22 protein-coding genes are annotated in these 24,099 nt (G+C 73.2%); 4 read left to right on the forward strand and 18 right to left on the reverse strand.

Annotation, left to right across the window (positions count from 1 at the left end):
- Positions 1 to 30: 30 nt before the first annotated feature.
- Positions 31 to 927 carry a 3-methyladenine DNA glycosylase gene (locus FXF60_RS06605; RefSeq protein ID WP_192796635.1) on the forward strand — a complete coding sequence of 299 codons (897 nt, stop codon included), beginning with the start codon at positions 31 to 33 and terminating at the stop codon, positions 925 to 927.
- A gap of 80 nt (positions 928 to 1,007) precedes the next feature.
- Here FXF60_RS06605 and FXF60_RS06610 read toward each other — a convergent pair whose 3' ends face one another.
- The gene (locus FXF60_RS06610) at positions 1,008 to 2,108 is read right to left on the reverse strand and encodes a branched-chain amino acid aminotransferase (protein WP_151524734.1); all 1,101 of its coding nucleotides are present in this window, start codon (positions 2,106 to 2,108) and stop codon (positions 1,008 to 1,010) included.
- A gap of 188 nt (positions 2,109 to 2,296) precedes the next feature.
- On the opposite strand from FXF60_RS06610, the gene FXF60_RS06615 reads away from it, so the two are divergent.
- Positions 2,297 to 3,166: a ketol-acid reductoisomerase gene (locus tag FXF60_RS06615; RefSeq protein ID WP_192796636.1), complete on the forward strand. Its 870-nt coding sequence runs from the start codon at positions 2,297 to 2,299 to the stop codon at positions 3,164 to 3,166.
- A gap of 7 nt (positions 3,167 to 3,173) precedes the next feature.
- Here FXF60_RS06615 and FXF60_RS06620 read toward each other — a convergent pair whose 3' ends face one another.
- From FXF60_RS06620 to gatC, 9 genes are all read right to left on the reverse strand, one after another.
- Positions 3,174 to 4,010: an ABC transporter permease gene (locus FXF60_RS06620; protein ID WP_437440853.1), complete on the reverse strand. Its 837-nt coding sequence runs from the start codon at positions 4,008 to 4,010 to the stop codon at positions 3,174 to 3,176.
- Positions 4,007 to 4,861: an ABC transporter permease gene (locus tag FXF60_RS06625; RefSeq protein ID WP_238335740.1), complete on the reverse strand. Its 855-nt coding sequence runs from the start codon at positions 4,859 to 4,861 to the stop codon at positions 4,007 to 4,009. Before FXF60_RS06625 ends, FXF60_RS06620 begins: the two co-directional genes overlap by 4 nt.
- Positions 4,854 to 5,777, reverse strand: coding sequence for an ABC transporter ATP-binding protein (locus FXF60_RS06630; protein ID WP_151524738.1), 924 nt, complete (start codon positions 5,775 to 5,777; stop codon positions 4,854 to 4,856). Before FXF60_RS06630 ends, FXF60_RS06625 begins: the two co-directional genes overlap by 8 nt.
- A gap of 57 nt (positions 5,778 to 5,834) precedes the next feature.
- Positions 5,835 to 6,356: a SixA phosphatase family protein gene (locus FXF60_RS06635; protein ID WP_192796637.1), complete on the reverse strand. Its 522-nt coding sequence runs from the start codon at positions 6,354 to 6,356 to the stop codon at positions 5,835 to 5,837.
- Positions 6,353 to 9,148, reverse strand: a complete 2,796-nt coding sequence (locus FXF60_RS06640; protein WP_192796638.1) for a cell wall-binding repeat-containing protein — start codon at positions 9,146 to 9,148, stop codon at positions 6,353 to 6,355. The genes FXF60_RS06635 and FXF60_RS06640 overlap by 4 nt, the downstream gene beginning before the upstream one ends.
- Before the next feature lie 144 nt (positions 9,149 to 9,292).
- Positions 9,293 to 10,246, reverse strand: coding sequence for an NAD(P)-dependent oxidoreductase (locus FXF60_RS06645; RefSeq protein ID WP_151524745.1), 954 nt, complete (start codon positions 10,244 to 10,246; stop codon positions 9,293 to 9,295).
- A gap of 8 nt (positions 10,247 to 10,254) precedes the next feature.
- Positions 10,255 to 11,763, reverse strand: coding sequence for an Asp-tRNA(Asn)/Glu-tRNA(Gln) amidotransferase subunit GatB (gene gatB / locus FXF60_RS06650; protein ID WP_437440855.1), 1,509 nt, complete (start codon positions 11,761 to 11,763; stop codon positions 10,255 to 10,257).
- Between the two features lie 50 nt (positions 11,764 to 11,813).
- Complete coding sequence (gene gatA, locus FXF60_RS06655; protein WP_151524750.1) at positions 11,814 to 13,334, reverse strand: Asp-tRNA(Asn)/Glu-tRNA(Gln) amidotransferase subunit GatA; 1,521 nt, start codon at positions 13,332 to 13,334, stop codon at positions 11,814 to 11,816.
- 1 nt (position 13,335) lies between these two features.
- Complete coding sequence (gene gatC / locus FXF60_RS06660) at positions 13,336 to 13,632, reverse strand: Asp-tRNA(Asn)/Glu-tRNA(Gln) amidotransferase subunit GatC (RefSeq protein WP_151524752.1); 297 nt, start codon at positions 13,630 to 13,632, stop codon at positions 13,336 to 13,338.
- 441 nt (positions 13,633 to 14,073) lie between these two features.
- On the opposite strand from gatC, the gene FXF60_RS06665 reads away from it, so the two are divergent.
- Positions 14,074 to 14,460 carry a hypothetical protein gene (locus tag FXF60_RS06665; protein ID WP_202879577.1) on the forward strand — a complete coding sequence of 129 codons (387 nt, stop codon included), beginning with the start codon at positions 14,074 to 14,076 and terminating at the stop codon, positions 14,458 to 14,460.
- Here the strand turns inward: FXF60_RS06665 and FXF60_RS06670 are convergent.
- Positions 14,438 to 14,989: an NADPH-dependent FMN reductase gene (locus FXF60_RS06670; protein ID WP_151524757.1), complete on the reverse strand. Its 552-nt coding sequence runs from the start codon at positions 14,987 to 14,989 to the stop codon at positions 14,438 to 14,440. The genes FXF60_RS06665 and FXF60_RS06670 overlap by 23 nt on opposite strands.
- Before the next feature lie 91 nt (positions 14,990 to 15,080).
- Between FXF60_RS06670 and FXF60_RS06675 the strand changes: the two genes are divergently transcribed.
- A complete protein-coding gene (locus FXF60_RS06675) occupies positions 15,081 to 16,490 on the forward strand; it encodes an MFS transporter (protein ID WP_151524758.1) in 1,410 nt (469 codons plus the stop codon).
- Here FXF60_RS06675 and FXF60_RS16665 read toward each other — a convergent pair.
- The 7 genes from FXF60_RS16665 to FXF60_RS06710 form a co-directional block, all read right to left on the reverse strand.
- The gene (locus FXF60_RS16665) at positions 16,447 to 16,731 is read right to left on the reverse strand and encodes a glutaredoxin domain-containing protein (protein ID WP_238335751.1); all 285 of its coding nucleotides are present in this window, start codon (positions 16,729 to 16,731) and stop codon (positions 16,447 to 16,449) included. The genes FXF60_RS06675 and FXF60_RS16665 overlap by 44 nt on opposite strands.
- A 238-nt stretch (positions 16,732 to 16,969) precedes the next feature.
- Positions 16,970 to 19,168 carry an NAD-dependent DNA ligase LigA gene (gene ligA, locus FXF60_RS06685; RefSeq protein ID WP_238335741.1) on the reverse strand — a complete coding sequence of 733 codons (2,199 nt, stop codon included), beginning with the start codon at positions 19,166 to 19,168 and terminating at the stop codon, positions 16,970 to 16,972.
- A 57-nt stretch (positions 19,169 to 19,225) separates the two neighbouring features.
- Positions 19,226 to 19,819, reverse strand: a complete 594-nt coding sequence (locus FXF60_RS06690) for a hypothetical protein (protein WP_151524764.1) — start codon at positions 19,817 to 19,819, stop codon at positions 19,226 to 19,228.
- A 69-nt stretch (positions 19,820 to 19,888) separates the two neighbouring features.
- Positions 19,889 to 20,878: a uroporphyrinogen decarboxylase/cobalamine-independent methonine synthase family protein gene (locus FXF60_RS06695; protein ID WP_151524766.1), complete on the reverse strand. Its 990-nt coding sequence runs from the start codon at positions 20,876 to 20,878 to the stop codon at positions 19,889 to 19,891.
- A 19-nt stretch (positions 20,879 to 20,897) separates the two neighbouring features.
- Positions 20,898 to 21,599: a DUF1345 domain-containing protein gene (locus tag FXF60_RS06700; RefSeq protein WP_151524768.1), complete on the reverse strand. Its 702-nt coding sequence runs from the start codon at positions 21,597 to 21,599 to the stop codon at positions 20,898 to 20,900.
- Position 21,600: 1 nt separating this feature from the next.
- Positions 21,601 to 22,725 (reverse strand): tRNA 2-thiouridine(34) synthase MnmA, encoded by a 1,125-nt coding sequence (gene mnmA / locus FXF60_RS06705; protein ID WP_151524770.1) that lies wholly within the window; start codon positions 22,723 to 22,725, stop codon positions 21,601 to 21,603.
- Positions 22,725 to 24,056, reverse strand: a complete 1,332-nt coding sequence (locus tag FXF60_RS06710; protein WP_437440854.1) for a cysteine desulfurase family protein — start codon at positions 24,054 to 24,056, stop codon at positions 22,725 to 22,727. The genes mnmA and FXF60_RS06710 overlap by 1 nt, the downstream gene beginning before the upstream one ends.
- Between the last annotated feature and the right edge of the window lie 43 nt (positions 24,057 to 24,099).

Genomic DNA, 24,099 nt, shown 5'->3' on the forward strand with positions numbered 1-24,099 from the left:
CGCCGTCCGCCGCCGCTAGGCTGGGGTGTCGTGCCGACCCCGACCACCACGCTCCCGGTGCGCGAGATCCTCGACGCCCCGACGTGGCGCGAGCACGCACGGGCGCACGCGCAGGCCGTCGAGGGGCTGACCGCCGACCGGCTGGCGCGACGCGTCGAGGGGCGCACCCACCCGGTGGACGACTTCCTGTGGGAGTACTACGCCTTCCGCCCGGCCCAGCTCGGCCGCTGGCACCCGGGGCCGGGGGTCGGCCTGGCGGACGCCGCCGAGCGCGAGGGCTGGAGCGGCTACCTCGTGGACGGCAGCGGCACCGCATACCTCGACGTCGCCGGGTTCGTGCGACGTCGGGGGCGGACCGTCGACTTCGTCCGGGAGCTGCTCGCGGCCACCCTGTCGCGCCCCGGCCGGTTCGGCTGCTTCGGTCTGCACGAGTGGGCGATGGTCTACCGCGCGGACCGCGAGGAGATCCGGCACGACTGGCCGCTGCGGCTCGGCCGGATCGGCACCGACGCGGTCGTGGAGGGCCACCAGGTCGCGTGCTCCCACTTCGACGCGCACCGATTCTTCACCCCTGCCGCAGCACCGCGCAACGCCCTCGCGCCCACCCGGGAGAGCCAGGTGCAGCTGGAGCAGCCGGGCTGCCTGCACGCGGGCATGGATCTCTACAAGTGGTGCTTCAAGCTCGCCCCCGCCGTGCCGAGCGAGCTGACCCTGGACGCCTTCGTGCTGGCGCGCGACATCCGCGAGCTGGACATGCGGGCCGCCCCCTACGACCTGCGCGAGCTCGGCTACGAGCCGGTGCGGATCGAGACGGCGGAGGGCAAGCGGGAGTATGCCGACGCGCAGCGGGCGTTCACGCGGCGGTCGAACGCGCTGCGGCAGCGGCTGCTCGGGGTGCTCGACGAGCTCCCGACGCCGCAGGAGTGAGCGCGTCACTCGTGTGCAGAAGCTGTTCGTCTGCGGTGATGCAGCACCGCAGAGGGACAACTCCTGCGTGAGAGTCGTGCTCAGACGAGCTGGTAGAGCCAGCCGTGCCGGTCCTCGGCGCGGCCGTACTGGATGTCGAGCAGCTCGGCCCGCAGCTCCTCGGTGATCTTGTGCTCGGCGGGCATGTCCAGCTCGCCGCCGCCCCAGGCCAGGCGCCCCACGGGCGTGATGACGGCGGCGGTGCCGCAGGCGAAGACCTCGGTGATCTCGCCGCTGGCGACCCCGTCGCGCCACTCGTCGATGGTGAACCGTCGCTCGGTGACCTCGTGGCCGCGCTCGCGCAGCAGGTCGATGAGCGAGGACCGCGTCACCCCGGGAAGGATCGTGCCGGTGAGCTCGGGCGTGACCACCTGGCCGTCGGCGTGCACGAAGAAGAGGTTCATGCCACCGAGCTCTTCGACGTAGCGGTGCTCCACCGCGTCGAGGAAGACCACCTGGTCGCAGCCGTGCTCGATCCCCTCGGCCTGGCTGGCCAGGGAGGCGGCGTAGTTGCCACCGCACTTCGCGGCGCCGGTCCCGCCGGCCGCGGCGCGGACGTACTGGTCGCTCACCCAGAGGCTGACCGGCTTGAGCCCGCCGGAGAAGTAGGCGCCGGCCGGCGAGGCGATCACGCTGAAGAGGTACCTGTTGCTGGGGCGCACCCCGAGCGCCTCCTCGGTCGCGATCATGAACGGCCGCAGGTAGAGCGACATCTCGCCCGCGTCGGCGCCCGGCACCCAGGCCTCGTCCAGGCCGACGAGCTCCTTGATCGCGTCGAGGAAGAGCGTCGGCGGCAGCTCGGGCATGGCCAGGCGACGGGCCGAGTTGTTGAAGCGCTCCGCGTTGCGCTCGGGGCGGAAGGTCCAGACGGTGCCGTCCTCGTGCCGGTAGGCCTTCATACCCTCGAAGATCTCCTGGGCGTAGTGGAACACCGCCGCGGAGGGGTCCAGCGGGATCGGCCCGTAGGGGACGACCCTCGCGTCGTGCCAGCCCTGCTCGGCGTCCCACTCCACCAGCACCATGTGCTCGGAGAACAGCGAGCCGAACCCCGGGTTGCGCAGCAGCTCGGCGATCTCCTCGGGCGAACGGCGCTCGGGCACCTCGGTGACGGCGAAAGTGGAGGACGACGCTGTCGGGGTCATGGGCCACAGGCTATCCGGCTGACGAGGCGTCAGCGCCAGGGGCGACGTTGACGTTGGGTCAAGATCGAGGGCGCTGACCTGCGGGTATGCCCGGCCTCCCCGTCGGCGCGGACGCGGGCTCGAGCGGTGGGCCGGTGGCTGCGGCGGAGCCCACGAGACCCTCGCGGCCCCCACGTAGGGTGGACGCCGTGACGACTCTCGACCCGGACAGCGCAGACCTGACCCTGCTGCAGGACCGCCAGGTCGCGGTCCTGGGCTTCGACGCCGTCGGGGCCGCCCACGCGCTCAACCTGCGCGACAGCGGTGTCGACGTCTGGGTCGGCATCGACCCCGAGAGCCGGCTCGCGGCGCGCGCCGAGATCGAGGGCCTGCCGGTGGTCCTCCCGGCGGAGGCCGTCTCCCGCTGCGACATCGTCCTGGTCCCGGGCCCCGGCCGCATGGACCAGGAACGGGCATCGGTGCAACCGCTCGTCGACGAGCACACCGAGCCGGGAGACCTGGTCATCGTCACCAGCGCCGCCACGGTCCGGGAGGACGGGCTCACGGTCCCGGAGGAGGTCGACCTGGCCCTGCTGCGCACCCTCGGCGACGGCGAGCGGGTGCGCGAGGAGTACCTCGACGGCCGCGGCAGCCCCGCCCTGGTGGCCGTGGAGCACGACCGGAGCGGCGCGGCCTGGGCCACGCTGACCGCCTACGCGGCGGCGATGGGGTCGCTGCGCTCCGGCGCGATCGTCACGACGATCGAGCACGAGGCGGTGGCCATGGCTGCGGCGCGGGACCGCATCCACGCGCCGCTGCAGGAGGCGCTGGAGTCCGCCTACGACGAGCTCGCGAGCAGTGGCGTCGAGCCGGAGGTCGCCTACGTCGCGCTCGTGCACGAGCTCAAGGCGCACGTCGACCAGATCTACTCCGCCGGCTTCGCCAGCCACCACGGCCCCTCCGGTCAGGCCACCGGCAGCGACGGGGCAGTGCGCAGCCGCCGCGAGGCCGCGGCGGGGGCGCACCCGCTGGAGCGCGCGGGCCGCACCGTCCGCGAGATGACCAGCTGGCTGCGCTGAGCCCCGCTCAGCGCAGGAAGAGCTTGCGCAGCCGCAGCGTGGTCAGCGCCAGCCCGAGCACCGTCATCCCGACGAAGTAGAGGCTGTGCACCCAGGTCAGGCCGTCGAAGTGCCCGACCGACAGCTGCCGCATCAGCTCCACCCCGTGCCAGAGCGGCATCCCCATGATCAGCCACTGGATCCACTCGGGGTAGACGCCGATCGGGTAGAGCGTCGCGGAGAACAGGAACATCGGCAGCAGCACGAAGTTGATGAGGTCCATCTGCTGGAACGTCGTCAGATAGCTCGTCACCCCCATCCCGAGCGCCGCGAAGCCGAAGGCGATGAGCACCGCCGCGGGCACCATGAGCAGCGCCCACCACGAGGTCACCAGCCCCAGGACCGCGATCACCCCGAGGAAGCCCAGGGCATACAGCAACCCGCGGAACAGCGCCATGAGGATCTCCCCCAGCGCCACGTCCAGCGGTCCGAGCGAGGTCTGCAGCATCGACTGGTAGAGCTTGGACAGCCGCAGCTTGAAGAAGACGTTCCAGGTGGAGTCGTAGATCGCGCCGTTCATGGCGGACGTCGCCAGCAGCGCCGGGGCGATGTAGGCGGCATACTCCACCGGCCTGCCCCCGGGACCGGTGACGGAGCCGACCAGCGCTCCCATCCCCAGCCCCATCGCCAGCAGGTAGAGCACCGGCTCGAAGAACCCGGAGACGAGGATCACCCAGTTCTGGTTGCGGATGACCCGCATGTTGCGCTCGAGGACGGACCCGAGGTTGCCCGAGGACAGCGACGACAGCGAGGGTATGCCGCGGCGCCGGGTCCCGCGGGCGGCGCCGGTCGTCGTGGCGCTCACGACCGCAACCTGCGGGTGTAGGTCCGGACCGAGAACCAGATGCCGACCGCGGTGCAGCCGAGCAGGAAGGTCAGGTGCAGGGCGGTCATCCCCCAGGACAGGTCGGCACCGTAGGAGGCCCACCGGGCGAGCTCGGTGCCGTGCCACACCGGGGAGATCCACCCGATCCAGTGCAGGTAGGGCGGCATCGCCGCGAGCGGGAAGAAGGTGCCGGAGAAGAGGAACATCGGCATGACGACGAAGCGCTGGATCAGCGAGAACTGGAAGCCGTCGTCCAGGGTCGCGGCATAGGCCTGCAGCGGCGCGCCGAAGGCGGCGGCCGCGAGCATGCCGATGGGCACCACCAGGACCGACTGCACCCAGCCGGCCGGCGCGGCGCCGAAGGCGAGCATCACCAGCCAGAAGACCAGCCCCTGCAGCAGGAAGCGGAGCATGACGGCGGTGAAGTGGCCCAGGGCGATCTGGCTCGGCTCCAGCGGGGAGGCGACGGGGCCGTAGTAGAGCCGGTTCCACTTGAAGCCGCTCATCACCGGGAAGGTCATCTCGGCCGAGACCGACATGACCACGGTCGACACCAGCAGGGCGGGTGCGACGAAGACGAGGTAGTCCACCCCGCCGACGGGGCCGGTCCCCCGGTCGACCAGCTCCCCCAGGCCCACCCCGAGCGCCACGAGGTAGAGGACCGGCTGCGCGACGGCATACAGCAGGATCGGGAGGGCGAAGGCGCGCATGCCGCGCAGGACGGTCTCGGCGTAGAACCACACCCCGGAGCGCCGGGCACGGACCGCCATGTCCCCGTGGTCGGGACCGTCGCCGGAGTAGACCAGCCGGGTGCTGTCGACCTCAGTCAATGAGCGACCTCCCCGTGAGCCGGAGGAAGACGTCCTCCAGCGAGGAGCGGCGCACCAGCGAGGTCACCGGGTGCAGGCCGCGCGCGGCGACCTCCTCCAGCGCCGCCTCCCCGTCCCGGGCGTAGACGAGGATCCGGTCGGGCAGCACCTCGTTGCGCTCGCCGACACCCTTGAGCTGCTGGACCACGGCCGCGTTGCGCGCCGACCCGAAGCGCAGCTCCAGCACCTCTCGCGTCGAGTGCTCGCGGATGAGCTGGCCGGGCGAGCCCTGCGCCATGATCCGCCCGTGGTCGACGACGATCAGCCGGTCGCACAGCTGCTCCGCCTCGTCCATGAAGTGGGTGGTGACGACCAACGTCGTACCGGTCTCCTTGAGCCGGAAGAGACGGTCCCACAGGACGTGCCGGGCCTGCGGGTCCAGCCCGGTCGTCGGCTCGTCCAGCAGCAGGATCCGCGGCTCGTTGACCAGGCCCCGGGCGATCGTCAGGCGCCGCTTCATGCCGCCGGAGAGGTTCACGACCTTCTCCCGGGCCTTGGCCTCGAGCTGGGCGAAGGCGAGCAGCTCGTCCGCCTTCGCGGCGAGCACGGAGCGGGACATCCCGAAGTAGCGGCCGTACATGACGAGGTTCTCGCGGACCCGCAGCTCCTCGTCCAGGTTGTCCTGCTGCGGCACCACCCCGAGGTGCGCCCGCACCTGCGGCCTTTCGCTGCCCGGATCCATGCCCAGGACCTCGAGCTCGCCGCCGGTGCGGTCCAGCGTCCCGCCGATCATCCGCATGGTCGTTGACTTGCCTGCGCCGTTCGGGCCGAGCAGGCCGAAGCTCTCGCCTGCCTCGACCTCGAAGTCGATCCCGTCGACCGCGGCGACGTCCCCGTAGGTCTTGCGCAGCCCCCGCGCGCTGATCACTCCTGGCACGGTCGGGGAGTCTACGTCCTGGCACCGACACCGTCACCGCGATATCGGACGGCTGGGTCAGGGTGCGGCGTCGGCACCCCGGCCGGTATGCACGTCCACCAGTCGTGCGCTGCCGTGCCCGATCTCCGACCAGGGCAGGTCGAGCTCGAGCACGGCCGCGGAGGACGTGGACAGGCCGGACGAGAGCTGCTCCCGCGCCACCTCGGGCACGGTGTCGGCGTCGCCCAGGTCCCAGGCGCTGGTCGACATGACCGGCTCGTGACCCACGACCCAGAGCACCTCGACCTCGTCGGGCACCTCGCGGATCGCCTCGGCGACCCCGTCGACCCCGCCGTCGTAGATGCGCCGGGTCGCCCAGGTCTGGATCTCGCGGGGGCCGAGGAGGCCGCGGAGCGTCTCCCGCGCGCGCACCGCCGTCGACACGAGCACGAGGTCGGGACAGCGGCCCTGCCCGACGAGCATCTCGCCGAGTGCCTCCGCGTCCCGCCAACCACGCTCGGCCAGCCGCCGTTCGTGGTCGCCGCCGGGGTGGGCACCCTCGGCCTTGGCGTGCCGGACCAGCACCAGGGTGCGGCTCACGGTGACCCGACCCACCCTGGGTAGGCGTCGTCGAGCAGCTCCTGCACGCCGTCGGAGACGGCGGCCTCACCGCCGAGGATGACGACCTGCTCGGGGCTGAGCCGGTCGAGCTCGGCCATGGTCTCCGGCGGGATGCTGCCCGGCTTGGTGAGCAGCACCGGCGCGCCCTGCGCCGCGGCCAGCGCCGAGCCCGCGAGCGCGTCCGGGAAGTTCTCGCCGGAGGCGATGTAGACCACCGGGACGTCGGCGTCCTGGTTCGCCGTGAGCGCGACCGCCGTGCCGTAGCGGTTCGTCCCCTTCACCCGCTCGTCCGCCCCGAGCGCCCGGGCCACGGTGTCGTTGATCGCTGCTTCGCCGCCGACCACGACGACCCGGTCCGGTGCTAGGTCCTCGAGCACCTCGGCCGTCGCGTCGGGGACCCGGTCGCCCTCGGTGAGCAGCACCGGCGCGCCCTCCATCCCGGCCCTGGCGGACCCGGTGAGGGCGTCGGCGAAGGACTCGCCGGTGGCGACGTAGACCGTGTCCACGTCGTCGAACATCCGGGCGAGGGCGGCCGCCGTGCCGTAGCGGTTCTTCCCGGACACCCGGTCCACCCGGGCGTAGGCCTCGAGCTCCTGGACGAGGGTGTCGGGCACCGCCGCGTCCCCGCCCAGCACCACGATCCGGCTCGGGTCGAGCGTCTCCAGCGCGGTCCGCGTCTGGCTGGGCACCGACTCCTCGTCCAGCAGCAGCATCGGCGCCGGGCCGTCCGGGGTCGAGACCCCGCCCGGGACCAGCCCGGACGCGGCGGCGGAGCCACCGGCGACGGCATCGGCGAATCCGCGGCCGGAGGCGACGTAGACCGTGTCCGCACCGTCCGGGTAGAGGGAGGCGATGCTCGCCGCGGTCCCGAACCTGTTGGTCCCCGAGACGCGGTCCACGAGCAGCGCGTCCCGGGCCAGCACCGGGATCTGCACGACGGTGGCCCCGGAGGTGGAGGTCCAGCTGAGGTCGCCCTCCTGCCACTGCCCGACGGGGGCACCGGTGTCGGCGACGCTGATCGACACCTCCACCGAGCCACCGGCGGGGACCCGGACCGTGCTGGGCTCGACCGTCACCGACAGGGTGCCCGGACCGTCGAAGGACGCCTCGAAGGTCGTGGCCCGCGGGCCGGGGTTGGTGAGGGTCCGGGTCACCGTGGTCGGCGTGAGGCCGAGCGCGGGGATGTGGAGATAGGCGGCGTTGAGGTCGGTGCCCCGCGACGGGTCGGCCAGGAAGGCGTCCCAGTCCGCCTCCTCCGAGTCGAAGACCAGCCCGGGCTCGAGGAAGTCGCGCGGCTCGACGAAGCCGGTGCCACCGACGTGCGCCCGGTTGCTCACGGTGTTGGCGTAGCCGGTCGTCGAGGTCTGCATCGCCGACTTGATCGCCATCGGTGACCAGTCGGGGTGCTCGGCCGCCAGCAACGCGCCCAGACCGGCGATGTGCGGCGAGGCCATCGACGTGCCGGTGTACCACGCCCACTGAGGCCCTGTCCCGCTGCTGGCGACCGGGGCCAGCACGTTGATGCCGGGGGCGCCGATGTCCGGCTTGAGCACGGTCTGCTCGCGGGCGTCGACGGCGACCGGGCCACGTCCGGAGAAGCCGCCGATCGAGGGGACCGGGCCGTCGTCCGGCCGGTGGGTCGAGGCGGCGACCGTGGTCTGCCACGGCCCCAGGTGCGCCACCGGGACACCCTGCTGGTTGAAGTTGCCGGCGGACGTGGCGACGAACACCCCGGCCGCGGCGGCGTTCTTGAACGCCAGGTCGACCGGGTCCAGATAGGTGTCGGTGGCGCCGCTGACCGAGAAGTTCAGCACGTCCACGCCGTCGGCGAGAGCGGCCTCGACCGCGGCGATGGAGTCCGCCGGGTGGCACCCCGACACCCCACCGGCGAAGTCGTAGCAGACCTTGTAGGCGGCCACGTGCGCACCAGGGGCCATGCCGGCCAGCTCGTAGGTGTCGGTCCCGTCCTCGACGCTCACCTCGCGCCCCGCGGCGGTCCCGGCGACGTGCGAGCCGTGCCCGTCGGTGTCCAGCGGGCTGACGCTCTCGGCGGCGATCGGGTCGTAGCCGTCCCCGCGGGCGCCCTGCACGAAGTAGCCCGCGCCGACGATCTTGTCGGTGCAGGCCGAGCGGGGGAAGTCCCCGGCGTCGGCACCCTCTCCGCGCTGGCACCCGCCGGACCACGAGGCCGGGGGTGCGGGCATACCGTCGGCGGCGAAGGACGGGTTGTCGTAGGCGATGCCGGAGTCGATGACCCCGACCACGGTGCCGGCGCCGGCCCCCATCGGGCCGCCCACCTGGGACCACACGCCGCCCTGCCCGCGCAGTCCGAGCAGGTCGGGCGAGAGATCGGTGTCCGGCTGCGCCGGGGCTCCCTCCGGCTGGTTGACGACACTCTCGTCCAGCTGGCGCAGCTGCGAGCGGGTCACCGAGACGACGTCGCCACGCTGGGCCAGCTCGGAGGCCTGCTCGGCCGTGAGCTGCGCCGAGAAGCCGTTGAGGGCCACGGTGTAGCGGTACCCCGGCTCGGCCGACACGCTGCTCAGGGCCGCGTCCTGCTGCGCGGTGAGCCGGTCGACGTGGGCCAGGGCCTCGGCCGAGGTGGTGTCCACCCCGTCCAGCGCCGAGCCCGCGGTGCCCGGGTGGGTGGCCAGCGGAGCGTCCTCCAGCACGACGACGTAGCTGCCGTCCTCGAAGGCCCCGACCGTGCCGAGGCTCCCGGCGGCGGGCAGGCCCGAGGCGGCCGCGCCACCCGGTGCCAGACCTGCCACCAGACTGATCCCCGCCACGACCGCGAGCGCCCGACGGACCCCCGACCTGCTCCGATGCGTCACTGCACTACCCCTGTCTCCGTGTGGCGCCGAGGCTCGACGACGGGCTCCGGCGGCTGCACCGCGACCGGCGTCGGCGCGGTGTCACGACTCTATCGTGCGCACCTGGTGCAGCAGCTGCCCCGAGTCCCGGTATGCCCGCAGCTGGGTGGCGAGGTACCTGCCCATCCGGGGTAGTGAGGCGGGCGACGCGCCGCCGACGTGCGGCACCACGAGTACGCCCGGGGTGCCCCACAGCGGGTGGCCGTCGGGCAGCGGCTCCGGGTCGGTGACGTCCAGCGCCGCCCGCAACCGACCCGCGGCGCACTCCGCGCGCAGGGCCTCGGCGTCGACGATCGGGCCGCGGGCGACATTGACGACCAGCGCGCCGTCCGGCAGGGCGCCGAGCTCCGCCTCCCCCAGCAGCCCTCGGGTCCGGTCGGTCAGGGGGAGGGTGAGGACGACGATGTCGGCCGACGGCAGCAGGTCGGGCAGGTGGTCCACGCCGTGGACCCGGTCCACCAGGTCGTCGCCGGGCTTGTCCGTGCTGGCGACCGCGAGGACCCGGGCCTCGCAGGCCCGCAGCCGGGCGGTCAGCGCGCGACCGATGCCGCCGTAGCCCACCACCAGGACGGTCGAGTCGGCCAGCGAGCGCCACGGGCCGGGTGCCGAGCGGTCCCAGACCGCCTCGTGCTGGCGCAGCACGTGGTGCGGCAGGTGGCGCTGCGCGGCGAGGACGAGGGCGAGCGCCATCTCGCTGGTCGCGGTGTCGTGGACCCCGACCGCGTTGGCCAGCTGCACCGCCTCGGGCAGGTGGGGCAGTGCGTGCTCGTAGCCCGCCGAGGACAGCACCACGGCCCGCACCCCGGGGATCTGCCGGGCCTTCGCGAGCCACGGACCCGCGATCATCGACAGCGCGAGCAGGTCGACGTCCCGGCCACCGCCCGGCAGCGTGTCGCCGTCCCGGTGGTCGTAGGGCACCACCTCGACCCCGTCGACCGGCGCCAGGTGCGGCACCAGCTCCTCGGGGACGGCGGCGACCGGCGGGGGCGACGGCATACCCGGCCTCAGCCCTCCACGCCGAGCGTGTCGAGGATGAGCTGGCGGGCCTTCCCGGCGTCCGCCTGGCCGCGCATCGTCTTCATCACCTGGCCGATGAGGGCGCCGACCGCCTGCACCTTGCCGCCCCGGATCTTCTCCACGACATCAGGGTTGGCGGCGATCACCTCGTCCACGGCAGCCTGCAGCGCCCCGTCGTCCTGGACCAGCTCCAGTCCCCGGGCGTCCGCGACCTCGGTCGGGGTGCCCTCGCCGGCCAGCACACCCTCCAGCGTCTGGCGCGCCATCGAGTCGTTGAGCCTGCCGCTCGTGACGAGCCCGTCCAGCTCCGCGACGTGCGCCGGGCTGACGCCCAGGTCGAGGAGCTCCACGGAGGCGCCGCCCTCGCCGGCCGTCTTGGCCCGCCGCGCCAGCTCGCCCATCCACCACTTGCGCGCGGCGGCGGCGGAGGCCCCGGCCGCCACGGTCTCCTCGATGACCTCGGCGGCGCCGGCGTTGACGACGTCCCGCATCTCCAGGTCGGTGTAGCCCCACTCCTCCTGCAGCCGCCGACGGCGCTGCGCCGGGTTCTCCGGCAGGGTCGCGCGCAGCCGCTCGACGTCCTCGCGGGACGGCGCGACCGGCACCAGGTCCGGCTCCGGGAAGTAGCGGTAGTCGTCGGCGTCCGACTTGGGCCGCCCCGACGTGGTGATGCCGGTGTCCTCGTGCCAGTGCCGGGTCTCCTGCAGGATCGTCGCGCCGGCGTCCAGCACCGCGGCGTGCCGCGTCATCTCGTAGCGGACCGCGCGCTCGACCGAACGCAGGCTGTTGACGTTCTTGGTCTCGGTGCGGGTGCCGAACCTCTCGCTCCCGGTCGGCATGAGGGACACGTTGGCGTCGCAGCGCAGCGAACCCTGCTCCATCTTCACGTCGGAGACGTCCAGCGCGCGCAGCAGGTCGCGCAGCGCGCCGACGTAGGCCTTGGCCACCTCGGGAGCCCGCTCCCCCGCACCGGTGAGCGGCTTGGTGACGATCTCGATGAGGGGTATGCCCGCGCGGTTGTAGTCGACGAGGCTGTGGCTCGCGCCGTGGATCCGCCCGGTGGCGCCACCGACGTGGGTGGACTTGCCGGTGTCCTCCTCCATGTGCGCCCGCTCGATCTCCACCCGGAAGACGAAGGGCTCCTCGTCGAGCCCCTCTCGCGGCGGCACCTCGACGTCCAGGTAGCCCTCGAACGCGATCGGCTCGTCGTACTGGCTGGTCTGGAAGTTCTTCGGCATGTCCGGGTAGAAGTAGTTCTTCCGGGCGAACCGGCACCAGTCCGCGATCTCGCAGTTCAGCGCCAGCCCGATCCGGATCGCCGACTCCACCGCTGTGGCGTTGACCACCGGCAACGCGCCGGGCAGGCCCAGGCAGACCGGGCAGGTCTGGGTGTTGGGGTCGGCGCCGAAGCCGGTCGCGCAGCCGCAGAACATCTTGGTCCGCGTCCCGAGCTCGACGTGCACCTCCAGACCGATGACCGGCTCGTAGCGGCTCATCGCCTCCTCGAACGGCACCGTCTTCTCCGCGCCGGCGGCGGTCTGGGTGCTCATGCCCTCACCTCGATCTCGGGAGCCTGCTCGATGACGTAGCCGCCCTGGGTCTCGCGCAACCGCGCCTCGAGCGCGGCGCCGACGGCATACAGGCGCTGGTCCTGCATCGCGGGGGCGAGGATCTGCAGGCCAGCGGGCAGGCTGTCCTCGTCGGCGGTGCCGGACGGGATCGACATCCCCGGCACCCCGGCGAGGTTGGCCGGGATGGTCGCGATGTCGTTGAGATACATCGCCATCGGGTCCTCCGTCTTGTCGCCCAGCGCGAAGGCCGTCGTCGGCGAGGTGGGGCTGACCAGCACGTCGGCCTGCTCGAAGGCCGCCTCGAAGTCCCGGGCGATGAGCGTGCGGACCTTCTGCGCCTGGCCGTAGTAGGCGTCGTAGTAGCCGCTGGACAGGGCATAGGTGCCCAGGATGATCCGCCGCTTCACCTCGTCGCCGAAGCCGGCGTCCCGGGAGGCGGCCATGACCTGCTCGGCGCTCGGGCTGCCCTCCGGGGTCTCCCGGAGCCCGTAGCGCATGGCGTCGTAGCGGGCCAGGTTGCTGCTCGCCTCGGACGGAAGGATCAGGTAGTAGGCCGCCATCGCGTAGCCGAAGTGCGGGCAGGACACCTCGACGATCTCGGCACCGAGGGCGCGCAGCTGGTCCAGCGCCTCGTCGAAGCGGGCCTGCACCCCCGCCTGGAAACCCTCGCCGGAGATCTCCCGGACCACCCCGACCCGGAGCCCGGTGAGGTCGGTCGTGCCGCTGGCGCCGACGACGTCGGGGACCGGGGCGTCGATCGAGGTGGAGTCCATCGGGTCGTGCCCGGCCAGGACCTCGTGCAGCAGGGCGGCGTCGGCCACGGTCCGCGCGCACGGGCCGATCTGGTCCAGGCTCGAGGCGAGCGCGATGACGCCGTAGCGGCTCACCGCGCCGTAGGTCGGCTTGGTGCCGACGGTGCCGGTGACCGCGGCCGGCTGCCGGATCGATCCCCCGGTGTCCGACCCGACCGCGAGCGGGGCGAGGTATGCCGCGACCGCCGCGCTGCTGCCGCCGCCGGACCCGCCCGGGATCCGGTCGAGGTCCCACGGGTTGCGGGTCGGGCCGAAGGCGGAGTGCTCGGTGGAGGAGCCCATCGCGAACTCGTCCATGTTCGTCTTGCCGAGGATCGGCATGCGGGCGTCCCGGATGCGGGTGACGATCGTGGCGTCGTAGGGCGGCACGAAGTCGGCGAGCATCCTGCTGCCCGCGGTGGTGGTCATCCCCTCGGTGCAGGCGATGTCCTTCACCGCGACGGGGACGCCGGCCAGCCGGGGCAGGTCCTCCCCGGCGGCGCGGGCGCGGTCGACCTCGCGCGCGGTGGCGAGGGCACCCTCGGGGTCGACCAGGAGGTAGGCGTTGAGGGTGGGGTTGAGGCGCACGATCCGGTCCAGGTGCGCCTGGGTGAGCTGCTCGGAGGTGATGGCGCCGTCGGCGAGCCGGTCGGCCATCTGGACCGCGCTGAGCCGGGTCAGGTCGTCGCTGAGGGTGGTGCTCATCTCACTCCTCGTCCAGGATGCGCGGGACGGCGAACCGGTCGTCCTCCGCCTGAGGGGCGTTGGCCACGGCCTGCTCGACGCCGAGGCTGGGCCGGACCTCGTCCGGGCGGGTGACGTTGGTCAACGGCATCGGGTGCGACATCGGCGGCACGTCGGCGGAGGCGACCTCAGCGACCTGGCCGACCCAGTCGACGATCTGGTCGAGCTGGCCGGCCAGCCGGTCGAGCTCGGCGTCCTCGAGGTGGATCCGGGCCAGCATGGCGACGTGCGCGACGTCCTCGCGCGAGAGGTTGGACATGGCCGCCAGTCTAGGTCGCCCGCGACGCGCCCCTGTCGCCCGGCGCCTGGGCCCGGCCCGCGCACCCCCGGGCCGACCTGGGCAAGGCTGTGCACCGGGGTGGAGACCTGGGCAAGGCTATGCACCCTACGCAGCGTTCTCGACGTGGTATCCGGTGCACAGCCGTGCCCAGGTCGGCAGGGACGGACTTCGCGATGCGGCACCCGGTAGCGTCGCAGGGCGAGCACCGAGCTGACCCGCACACCAGGAGGGGACGACTTCCGTGCGCTGGCGCGGAGCGCCCCCTGGCGGTTCACCAGCCTGCACTGGACCCACCGGTGGCAGGACGGAGCCTCCTCGCCCGACGGGGACCGGGCCGAGGCCTGGCTGGACCGCGCCGAGCCGCGCCTCACGGTGCGACAGGGACATCGGGTCTCCACCGACACCGAGGTGCCGTACGGCATGGCCGTCGGCCTCTCCTGGGAGCCCGGGGAGGACCCTGTCGTGCAGGTGGACGGTGTCGAGGTCACCGACGTGGTCGAGGTCGAGCTGCGGGGACGCCGCACCTGGCAGGCGGTATGCCGCCCGCTGGTCGACACCTACGACCCGCGCTGCGGCTGCTGCCCGTTGCTGGACAGCGTGGCCAGCCGGCTGGCGGAGTACGGACCGGACGACCCGAACCTGGAGCGGGACCGCACCAGCCTGCCGACGGCATACCTCGTGAGCCTGGACGTGCAGACGGGGATCGTCGTCGACGTCTCACCCCAGGACGGCGACGGGGCGGGCAGCAGCTTCGGCAACGAGATCCACGTCGTGGACGAGCCGCTCAGGCCGCCACGGGCTGGCTGACCAGGCGCTGCATCGTCTCCGACAGCGCCTCGGCGACGCCGGTGTCCGTCAGCTCCGCCCCGTCGAAGGCGGTCGACGAGGACCCCAGCCCGACCGTCATCTCCAGCGGCTGGGCACCGGCGACGGCCAGGACCCGGCGGGCGTCCTCGCGGGCCCACTGGGCCGCACGGGGCGAGGCGGAGGCACCCAGCACCGCGACCGGCTTGTCGGCCAGGGCTGCCGCCCCGCGCGGGCGGGAGGCCCAGTCGATCGCGTTCTTGAGCACGCTGGGGAGGGAGCCGTTGAACTCCGGGGTCACCACGACCAGCGCGTCGGCCGCCGCGACCTGGTCGCGGAAGTCCCGGACCGACTCCGGCGGGGCGTCGGCGTCCAGGTCCTGGTCGTAGTGCGGCAGCAGCGCCGGCAGCTGACTGATCGTGCCGGTGGCGGTGCCGGGCAGCAGCGCCACCGCGGCGTCGGCGAGCCGACGGTTGGCGGAGTCGGCGCGCAGGCTGCCCACGAGCACGAGGACGTTCAGGGGACGGGTCATCTCAGGCACGGGGAGGTCAACGGGGCGGCTTGCGCAGAGATTCCCACGAGGACCCCGACGGCAGGACGGCCGCAGGACCTACGCTGGGGCGGTGACGGACCGTCCCCAGGGTGGCTACCTCGATCGTCGTTCCCCGCGGGGCCGGGCGCTGCTGGCCGCGGTCACCCTCGGGTCGGGCGTGGCGATCCTGGACGGCTCGATCGTCAACGTCGCCCTCCGCACGATCGGTGAGTCCCTCGGCGCCTCGCTGCCGCAGCTGCAGTGGGTGGTCGGCGGATACCTGCTCACCCTGGCCTCGCTCGTGCTGGTGGCCGGTGCCCTCGGCGACCGGGTCGGGCGCCGACGGGTCTACCTCGTCGGCATCACCTGGTTCCTCGTGGCCTCGGCCCTGTGCGCCCTGGCCCAGGACCCCGGGCAGCTCATCGCGGCACGCCTGGTGCAGGGCGTCGGCGCCGCGCTCCTCACGCCCGGCGCGCTGGCGCTCATCCAGGCCAGCTACGCACCGGGCGACCGGGCACCGGCGATCGGGACGTGGGCGGGGGTGTCCGGCATCGCCGCCGCGATCGGGCCGCTGCTCGGCGGCGCCATCGTGGACACCACGAGCTGGCGCTGGATCTTCGCGATCAACGTGCCGCTCTGCCTGGCCGTCGTCGCGTTGGCCTGGTGGTCGGCACCGGAGAGCCGCGACGAGGAGTCCAGCGGCCGCTTCGACGTCGTGGGGTCGACCCTCGTCGTGGTGGCGCTGGCCGCCTCGACCTGGGCCCTGACCACCGCCGCGGACGCCGCGCCGGCGGCCCTCGTGGCCGCCTGGGTGGTCGCCGGCCTGGCCGCCGTGGCCTTCGTGCTCTGGTGCCGGCGGGTGGCGCACCCGTTGGTGCCGCTGCACCTGTTCGGCTCGCGGGTCTTCTCCGTGGCCAACGGCATGACGGTCCTCGTCTACGGCGCCCTGGGAGCCGTCTTCCTCTTCGTCGTCATCCAGCTCCAGGTCACCTCGGGCTGGTCGGCGACCGCCTCCGGCCTGGCCGGGCTGCCGGTGACGGTCGCGCTGCTGCTGCTCTCCTCCCGCGCTGCCGCGCTGGCCGACCGGATCGGGCCGCGGCTGCCGATGACCGTGGGGCCGCTCGTCTGCGGCGCGGGCACCCTGCTCATGGTCGGCATCGGCGAGGGCACGGGGTGGGCAGGGGTGCTGCCCGGCATGGTCCTCTTCGCCCTGGGTCTGGCGCTGCTGGTCTCCCCGCTCACCGCCGCGGTGCTCGCCGCCGTCGCGGACCGGTATGCCGGACTCGCCAGCGGGATCAACAACGCCGTGGCACGGACCGGGTCGCTGCTGGCCGTGGCGGCGCTGCCCGCCCTGGTCGGCCTGTCCGGCACCGACTACACCGACCCGGTGGCCTTCACCGAGGGCTACCGGTGGGCGATGCTCGCCTGCTCGGCGCTCCTGGTCGGGGGCGGCGTGGTCAGCTGGACCGGTCTCCGGCGGACTCCTGCAGCCGCTCCTTGACCAGGCCGGGGTCCGGGTTGGTGCGGGGTATGCCGTCGATCACGACGGTCGGCACCGTCTCGTTGCCGTCGTTGACGCTGCGCACGAAGGCTGCCGCCTCCTCGTCCTCCCAGATGTTGACCCAGGTCGCGCGGTCCCGGAGGCCGCCGAGACGCGCCTTGAGCATCGCGCAGTAGCCGCAACCGGGCCGCCAGTAGACGACCACGTCCGAGCGCGGATCCGTGTCCGACGTCTGCACCACCTCCTGCTGGGTCGGTCCCCCGCGCCCGCGCCACGGTGAGGTCCACCAGGCGATGGCCAGGGCGAGCACACCGTAGCCGACGGCGACCAGCCTCGACCCGTCCAGGAAGAGGTCGACCGCCACCGCGGCGAGGAGGAGGACGAGGACGAACCAGAGCGGTCGTGAGCGCATACCTCGATCATCCGCCCGACGCGCGGGCGGCGCATCCCCCGGACGAGGGAGATCGGGCTCCCCCGCGTCAGCCCTGACCGGTCTCCAGCAGCCTGCGGAAGCCCGCCTCGTCCAGCACCGGGACGCCCAGCTCCTGCGCCTTGGCCGCCTTCGAGCCGGCGTTGGCACCGACGACGACGAAGTCGGTCTTCTTGCTCACCGACCCGGCCGCCTTGCCCCCGCGGGAGATGATCGCCTCCTTGGACTCGTCCCGGGAGAAGCCCTCCAGCGAGCCGGTCACCACCACCGTCCTGCCCTCGAGCGTGCGCTCGATGCTGGCGTCGCGCTCGTCCGCCATCCGGACGCCGTCCGCGGCCCACTGCTCCACGATCTCGCGGTGCCAGTCCACCTCGAACCACGCCACCACGGAGTCGGCGATGATCTGGCCGACACCGTCGGTCGCCGCGAGCTCCTCGGCCGACGCGGCGCGGATCGCCTCGACCGAGCCGAGCTCGGTGGCCAGCGCCCGTGCCGCCGTGGGCCCGACGTGCCGGATCGACAGCGCCACGAGCACCCGCCACAACGGCTGCTGCTTCACGGTGCGCAGGTTGTCGAGGAGCCGCAGCCCGTTGGCGGACACGACACGGCCGTCGACCACCTCGTCCTCGGGGTCGGTCTTCTTCGCCGCCCGGGTGAAGAGCGGCACGGCCATCAGCCGCTCGCGGTCGGCCCGCTCCTGCTCGGCGGTGGGAGGGTCGTCGGCGGTGCCCTGCGCCAGCCCGAAGAGCTGCGCCTCGCTGCTGATCACCCCGGCGTCCAGGAGCGCGCCCACTCCCTCCCCGCCCAGTGCCTCGATGTCGAAGGCGCCGCGGCTGGCCAGGCTGAAGAGGCGCTCCCGGAGCTGGGCCGGGCACTCCTTGCTGTTCGGGCACCGGATGTCCTTGTCGCCCTCCTTCTGCTCCGCCAGCTCGGTGCCGCACGAGGGGCAGTGGGTCGGCATGACGAAGGCCGTCTCGGAGCCGTCCCGGAGGTCGGCCACCGGGCCGAGGATCTCGGGGATCACGTCACCGGCCTTGCGCAGCACCACGGTGTCGCCGATGAGCACCCCCTTGCGCTTCACCTCGTACTGGTTGTGCAGCGTCGCCCGCTCGACCGTGGACCCGGCCACGAGGACCGGCTCCATGACCCCGTAAGGCGTGACCCGCCCGGTCCGGCCCACGTCGACCCGGATGTCGAGCAGCTTCGTGGTGACCTCCTCCGGCGGGTACTTGTAGGCGATCGCCCAGCGGGGCGCGCGCGAGGTCGACCCCAGCTGCCGCTGCACGGAGACCTCGTCGACCTTGACCACGACCCCGTCGAGCTCGTGCTCGACGTCGTGCCGGTGCTCGCCGTAGTAGCCGACGAACTCGTGCACCTCCGCCGGGGTGCTGAGCACCTTCGCGCGGTCGCTGACCGGCATACCCCAGGCCTTGAGCACGTCGTAGGCCTGCGACTGCTCGGTGATGTCGAAGCCGGTGCGGGCGCCGATCCCGTGCACGAGCATGCGCAGCGGGCGGCTCGCGGAGACGCGCGGGTCCTTCTGCCGCAGCGACCCGGCCGCCGAGTTGCGCGGGTTGGCGAAGGGCGGCTTGCCGGCGTCCACGAGCGAGGCGTTGAGCGCGGCGAAACCCTCGATCGGGAAGAAGACCTCGCCCCGGATCTCGACCATCCCCGGGATCGGTATGTCGTCCCCCTCGCCCTGGTGCTCGGGCGGGGTGAGACGGTGCGGGACGCCCTCGATGGTCCGGACGTTGAGGGTGACGTCCTCACCCGTGCGTCCGTCACCCCGGGTGAGGGCCTGGGTGAGGCGCCCGTCCTCGTAGAGCAGGTTGACGGCGAGCCCGTCGATCTTCAGCTCGCAGAGGTAGTGCACCTCCGCTCCCCCCGCTTCCCGCTCGACCCGGTCGAACCACTCGTCGAGCTCCTGCGCGGAGAAGGCGTTGTCCAGGCTGAGCATCCGCTCGCGGTGGTCGACGGCGGTGAACTCGGTCGAGAAGGTGCCGCCGACCCGCTGGGTGGGGCTCTCGGGTGTCCGCAGCGCCGGGTGCTCCTCCTCCAGCGCCTCCAGCTCCCGGAGCAGCTGGTCGAACTCGCCGTCGCTGACCGTCGGGGCGTCGCGCACGTAGTAGGCGAACTGGTGCCCAGAGATCTGCTCGACGAGGCGAGCCCAGTGTCGCTTGGCCTCCTCGGGGGGCTCGGCCGGGGCGGGACTGCCGTCAGGACGCGTCGAGGGGCTGGTGTCGGTCACGTGCACAGTGTGGCGCACGGCTCCGACACCAGCCCCTCGTGCTGGTGCGGCTCCTGCTCAGCGGGTCGACGCGAAGTAGGCGCTCGACTCCTTGCGCCACAGCAGGAAGATCACGGCGGCGGCGATCGCGGCGGAGATCAGCGACACGATGAGGTTCAGCGCCCCACCACCGGTGGCGCCGGGCATCATGCTGGTGCCGGCGAGGCCGACGACGAAGCTGATGACGTTGAGCGCACCGAGGATGGTGGCGACGATGCGCGCCCAGCCCTTGCCCTTGCCGTTGAAGAAACCGATGAGGAACCACAGCCCGGCGAAGATCACGCCGAAGACGAGGCCAAAGGTCGTGCCCAGCGCGACCGCGGAGTCCACCGCCTCCGGCGTGGCCTCCTGGCCCATGGACTCCAGCTGCTCCTGCACCTGCTGGCGCACCGCGTCCTGGTTGCCGGTGAGCGACAGGAGGGCCCCGATGAGCGAGATCGCGCCACCGGCATACATGAGCTTCTCGGCCAGGCCCACCGGCCCTGGCTTGGCGACCGGGGCCGACGGGGCGGCTCCACCGGTGTCGTAGCTCGGCGCCGACTGGTAGCCACCCTCCGGCTGCGGCGCGTTCGGGTCGTGGTTGTACGGGTCCTGGCCCGGGTTCTGCGTCATGATTCCCCTTCCGTGTGCATGCGGGTCTGCGCACGCGTGACGCCCGTAGCCTAGCGGGACAGGGGTGGTTCAGGCGGCACTGCTCTCGGCGAGCCTGAGAGCGGTCTGGACGGCCGTCCGGGTGGCGCGGAGGGCCTGGTCCGGGTCCGCCGACGCCAACCCGCACGGTGGCGTGGCCCCGACCTCGGACAGCGCGGCAGCCGGCAGCCCCGCCTCCCGCCAGCGGCGCAGCAGCGGCTCGGCCGGGTCCGTGGAGTCCACGTCCAGTCCCGCCCAGAGCCGGGCGCCGGCCTCGACCGCCACGGCCACCTGCTCGAACCGCTCCCGCCCCACCTGGGCAAGATCCACCGCGACGAAGCCCGCACCGGCGTCGTGGAGCACGTCCACCGGCGGGTCACCGGCGCAGCAGTGCACCCCCGCGAGCTGCGCCACCGGCTGGTGCAGGACCTGTCGCAGCGCGGCCACCACCTCGCCGCGGTCGGGGGTGCGCAGCACCCGGTAGCCGGACTCGGAGCGGACGCGACCGGCGAGGACCGCGCCGAGCGACGGCTCGTCGACCTGCAGCACGAGCTCGGCACCGGGCACCAGCGCCTGCACCCGCGCGAGGTATGCCCCGACCCCCTCGGTGAGCGAGTCCACCACGTCCCTGGTCGCGCCCCGGTCGTCCAGCACCCGGTCGCCCAATGGCCGCCACAGCGACGACGCCAGCGTCCACGGGCCGCCGACCTGCACCTTGAGCGGACCGGCATACCCGTCGTAGGCCTCGGCGAGCTCGTCCAGGTCCTCCGTCGACAACGACGAGGTGCGCTCGGCGTCTCTCCCCGGCCGGTCCACGAGCCGCCACCCCTGCGGCTGGAGATCCACGGGGAGATCGACCAGCAGGTGTGCGGCTCGGCCGATGATGTCGGCGCCCGGGCCACGGGCCGGCAGCTCGGGGAGGTAGGGGATGGCGCGGACCCCCTCCGGGGTGGCGCCCGAGGCGAGCTCGCCCCTGATCACCCGCAGCGCCTCGCGCACGTCGGTGCCGGGCCACGATCCGATGCCGCTGACGTCGACCACGGCGCACACTCTAGGCGGCTCAGGCCAGCAGGCTGACCACGACCGCGAGCACGACCGTGTTGAAGACGAAGGCGACCAGGGTGTGCACCGTGGCGGTGCGGCGCACCTCCGGGGTCTGCAGGTCGATGTCGGTGGTCCCGAAGGTGCTGGACACCGCGAGGGCGAGGTAGACGTAGTCGGTGAACTCGCGGTCCACGTCGTGGTGGGTGGCGGGGAAGCCCAGGGCCGCGCCGTCGCTCTGGACGTCCTCGACCAGGTAGGCCACGGTGAACGAGACCGCCACGGTCACCCAGGCCGCCACCACCAGCAGCACCGCGAGCCAGGTCCGCGCCGCCGGACCGAGCGAGGTCGTCAACAGCTCCCCCGGCAACCACAGGACGGTGACCAGCAGGGCGGTCGCGCCGACGAAGATGGACATGCCAGGCCCGGGCGCCGTGCCCAGCAGGTAGCGCTGTGCCCAGGTGCCGCGGTCCTCGGTCTGTGCCCAGGTGTGCACCTGGCGGCGGGTTGAGCGGGTGAAGGCCACCAGGGTCACCCCGGTGTAGAGGATGAGGTAGGCGATGAACCAGATCACGACGGTGTCGTAGTTGAGCCGGTCACCGTCGGCCTCGACCACACCGAACCTGACGGCGAGGAACACGACGAGCACGCCCAGCGGCGACACCAGGACGACGCGGCGCACCTCGGACAACCACCACCTGGGCTCCAGCAGCCGGCCCACCTCAGGCCCGTCCCGTGCTGGCGATGGTGGCCGAGCCCACCACCCGGGTGCCGTCGTAGAGCACCACCGACTGGCCGGGGGCCACCCCGCGCACCCGCTCGGCCAGGCGCACCCGGACCCGCGCCGGTATGCCGTCGCCCCCCTCGTCCCCCACGCTCACCCTCGCAGGGTACTCCCGGCCGTGCGCGCGGATCTGCGCGCCGAGCTCGAGCTCGACCCCGACCGCCTGGGCCGGGCCGCACCACCGCAGGTGGTCGGCGTCGATGAGGTCCACCCCGAGCAGCTCCTCCGGGCCGACGACCACGGTGTTGGTCGTGGTGTCGGTGGAGACGACATACCTCGGGCTGCCGTCGGCCGGCGGGACCCTGAGCCCGAGACCGCGCCGTTGCCCCACGGTGTAGCCGTGCGCCCCGCCGTGCTCGCCGAGGACCTCGCCGTCGGTGTCGACGATCGGGCCCGGTCGCTCGCCCAGCCGCTTCGCGAGGTAGCCGCGGGTGTCGCCGTCGGCGATGAAGCAGATGTCATGGCTGTCCGGCTTCTTGGCCACCGAGAAGCCTCGCCGCCGTGCTTCCTCGCGGATCTGCGGCTTGGTGGTGTCGCCGAGCGGGAAGAAGCTCCGGGCGAGCTGGTCGGCGTCGAGCACCCCGAGCACGTAGGACTGGTCCTTCGCCTCGTCCACGGCCCGGTGCAGCTCGCGCCGGATCCCGCCCGCGGCGCCGGCGTCCTGCTGCTCCTCGATCTGGGCGTAGTGGCCGGTGGCGACGGCGTCGAAGCCGAGCGCCAGCGCCTTGTCCAGCAGCGCGGCGAACTTGATCTTCTCGTTGCAGCGCAGGCACGGGTTGGGGGTGCGGCCGGCGGCGTACTCCCGCGCGAAGTCCTCCACCACGTCCTCGCGGAAGCGCTCGGCCATGTCCCAGACGTAGAACGGGATGCCGAGCCGGTCCGCGACCCGACGGGCGTCGCCGGCGTCCTCGAGGGTGCAGCAGCCGCGGGCCGACTCGCGCAGCGTCGCGGCGGACTGGGCCAGCGCCAGGTGGACGCCGACCACCTCGTGGCCGGCGTCGAGCATGCGGGCGGCGGCGACGGCGGAGTCGACGCCTCCGCTCATCGCGGCGACGACGCGCATCAGGCGCTCCTCGCGCCGGCCGAGGGGCGGCTGGCCGCGTGGGCGCGGCGGGCGCGCTCCAGGGCGGGTGGGAGCGCGGCGAGGACGGCGTCGACGTCGGCCTGGGTGGAGCCGTGCCCCAGGGTGAGGCGCAGCGCCCCCCGGGCCTGCGCCTCGGGCACGCCCATGGCGAGCAGCACGTGGCTCGGGCGGGGCACGCCGGCCTGGCAGGCGGAGCCGGTCGAGCAGGCGATGCCGGCGGCGTCGAGCAGGTAGAGCAACGAGTCGCCCTCGCAGTCGGGGACGCGCAGGTGGACGTTGCCGGGCAGCCGGGTGCTCGTGTCGCCGGGGGTCCACGGCCCGGAGACGGTGATGCCCGGGTCGAGCGCCAGCGCGCCGGTGATCAGCGCGTCCCGCAACCCGCCGAGGTATGCCGCGTGCTCGGCCCCGCGCTCCGTGGCGTGGGTGATGGCGGTGGCCAGGCCGGCGATGGCCGGGGTGTCGAGCGTGCCGGAGCGCAGCCCGCGCTCCTGCCCACCACCGTGGGTGAGCGGCACGGGGGCCTGGTCGCGACCGGCGGTGAGCACCCCGGCACCGAGCGGCCCACCCACCTTGTGCCCGGTCACGACGCCGAGGTCGACCTGGCCCAGGTCCAGCGGCACCTGACCCAGGGCCTGGACCGCATCGGAGTGGAACGGGATGCCGTGCGCCCGCGCGAGCGGGGCCAGGTCGGGCACCGGCAGGACCGTCCCGACCTCGTTGTTGGCCCACATGACGCTCACCAGCGCGGCGGTCCCGGGACCGCCGTCGGCGTCCAGCGCCGCCTGCAGCGCGTCGGCGCCGATCCGGCCCTCGGCGTCCGGCTCCACCCAGGTGACCCGCGCGCCCGCGTGCTCCACCAGGTGCTCGACCGGGTCGAGCACCGCGTGGTGCTCGATGCCGGCGACCACGAGCCGGTCGCGACGCGGGTCAGCGTCGCGGCGGGCGGCATACGTGCCCTTGACCGCCAGGTTGTCGGCCTCGGTGCCGCCCGAGGTGAAGATCACCTCCGAGGGACGGACCCCCAGGGCCTCACCGATCTGCTCGCGCGACTCCTCGACCACCCTGCGGGCACGGCGCCCCGGGTCGTGCAGCGAGCTGGCGTTGCCGGTCCGGCGCATCTCCCGGGTGACGACCTCGATCACCTCGTCCAGCACCGGCGTGGTGGCGGCGTGGTCGAGGTAGACGCGGGGAGGTGCGGGCGCAGACATGACAGCGCCCCAGTCTACGAGGCGCAGGTCGCCGTGGGGACACCCAAGCCTTTCGCCCCTGGGCAAGGTTGTGCACCGGAGGCAGCGTCGTCGACCGTGCATCCGGTGCACAACCTTGCCCAGCCACGAGGCGGAGTGGCACAGA

The organism is Serinicoccus kebangsaanensis (assembly GCF_008919445.1).
Taxonomy (GTDB): domain Bacteria; phylum Actinomycetota; class Actinomycetes; order Actinomycetales; family Dermatophilaceae; genus Ornithinicoccus; species Ornithinicoccus kebangsaanensis.

Bases quoted from the DNA above. Each gene is read 5' to 3' on its own strand.
- FXF60_RS06610 (WP_151524734.1), bottom strand. From the start codon at position 2,108: ATGACCCCGACAGCGTCGTCCTCCACTTTCGCCGTCACCGAGGTGCCC.
- FXF60_RS06645 (WP_151524745.1), bottom strand. From the start codon at position 10,246: ATGCCGTCGCCCCCGCCGGTCGCCGCCGTCCCCGAGGAGCTGGTGCCG.
- gatB (WP_437440855.1), bottom strand. From the start codon at position 11,763: ATGAGCCGCTACGAGCCGGTCATCGGTCTGGAGGTGCACGTCGAGCTC.
- gatA (WP_151524750.1), bottom strand. From the start codon at position 13,334: ATGAGCACCACCCTCAGCGACGACCTGACCCGGCTCAGCGCGGTCCAG.
- gatC (WP_151524752.1), bottom strand. From the start codon at position 13,632: ATGTCCAACCTCTCGCGCGAGGACGTCGCGCACGTCGCCATGCTGGCC.
- FXF60_RS06665 (WP_202879577.1), top strand. From the start codon at position 14,074: ATGGCCGTCGGCCTCTCCTGGGAGCCCGGGGAGGACCCTGTCGTGCAG.
- FXF60_RS06670 (WP_151524757.1), bottom strand. From the start codon at position 14,989: ATGACCCGTCCCCTGAACGTCCTCGTGCTCGTGGGCAGCCTGCGCGCC.
- FXF60_RS06690 (WP_151524764.1), bottom strand. From the start codon at position 19,819: ATGACGCAGAACCCGGGCCAGGACCCGTACAACCACGACCCGAACGCG.
- mnmA (WP_151524770.1), bottom strand. From the start codon at position 22,725: ATGCGCGTCGTCGCCGCGATGAGCGGAGGCGTCGACTCCGCCGTCGCC.
- FXF60_RS06710 (WP_437440854.1), bottom strand. From the start codon at position 24,056: ATGCACGGTCGACGACGCTGCCTCCGGTGCACAACCTTGCCCAGGGGC.